The 1,358-nt window shown below is 51.2% G+C and carries 1 rRNA gene; it reads left to right on the top strand.

The features are described 5' to 3' along the window. Positions 1–1,350: ribosomal RNA gene (locus tag BMZ70_RS27825) — 23S ribosomal RNA — on the top strand; the annotation flags it as partial. Positions 1,351–1,358: the final 8 nt, after the last annotated feature.

Below are 1,358 nucleotides of genomic sequence, written 5' to 3'. Positions count from 1 at the left end.
CACGTAGCAATCGGAAGTGGTTCCAAGAAAAGCCTCTAAGCTTCAGTCATACGAGACCGTACCGCAAACCGACACAGGTGGGCGAGATGAGTATTCTAAGGCGCTTGAGAGAACTCGGGAGAAGGAACTCGGCAAATTGGTACCGTAACTTCGGGAAAAGGTACGCCTCGGTAGCTTGGTCACTTTACTGTGATAGGGCGAAAAGGTTGCAATAAACTGGTGGCTGCGACTGTTTAATAAAAACACAGCACTCTGCAAACACGAAAGTGGACGTATAGGGTGTGACGCCTGCCCGGTGCTGGAAGATTAAATGATGGGGTGCAAGCTCTTGATTGAAGTCCCAGTAAACGGCGGCCGTAACTATAACGGTCCTAAGGTAGCGAAATTCCTTGTCGGGTAAGTTCCGACCTGCACGAATGGCGTAACGATGGCCACACTGTCTCCTCCCGAGACTCAGCGAAGTTGAAATGTTTGTGATGATGCAATCTACCCGCGGCTAGACGGAAAGACCCCATGAACCTTTACTGTAGCTTTGCATTGGACTTTGAATCAATCTGTGTAGGATAGGTGGGAGGCTTTGAAGTAGGGACGCCAGTTCCTATGGAGCCATCCTTGAAATACCACCCTGGTTCATTTGAGGTTCTAACCTTGGTCCGTTATCCGGATCGGGGACAGTGCATGGTAGGCAGTTTGACTGGGGCGGTCTCCTCCTAAAGTGTAACGGAGGAGTTCGAAGGTACGCTAGGTACGGTCGGACATCGTGCTAATAGTGCAATGGCATAAGCGTGCTTAACTGCGAGACCGACAAGTCGAGCAGGTACGAAAGTAGGACATAGTGATCCGGTGGTTCTGTATGGAAGGGCCATCGCTCAACGGATAAAAGGTACTCTGGGGATAACAGGCTGATTCCTCCCAAGAGTTCATATCGACGGGGGAGTTTGGCACCTCGATGTCGGCTCATCACATCCTGGGGCTGTAGCCGGTCCCAAGGGTATGGCTGTTCGCCATTTAAAGTGGTACGTGAGCTGGGTTTAAAACGTCGTGAGACAGTTTGGTCCCTATCTGCCGTGGGCGTTGGAAATTTGAAGGGGGCTGCTCCTAGTACGAGAGGACCGGAGTGGACGAACCTCTGGTGTACCGGTTGTCACGCCAGTGGCATTGCCGGGTAGCTAAGTTCGGAAGAGATAACCGCTGAAAGCATCTAAGCGGGAAACTTGCCTTAAGATGAGATTTCCCGGAGCCTTGAGCTCCTTGAAGGGTCGTTCGAGACCAGGACGTTGATAGGTCAGGTGTGGAAGTGCAGTAATGCATTAAGCTAACTGATACTAATTGCCCGTACGGCTTGTCCCTATAACCTT

It is taken from the genome of Duganella sp. CF402, from assembly GCF_900109645.1.
Lineage (GTDB): Bacteria > Pseudomonadota > Gammaproteobacteria > Burkholderiales > Burkholderiaceae_D > Rugamonas.
This window is presented reverse-complemented; position numbering and strand designations above follow the sequence as displayed.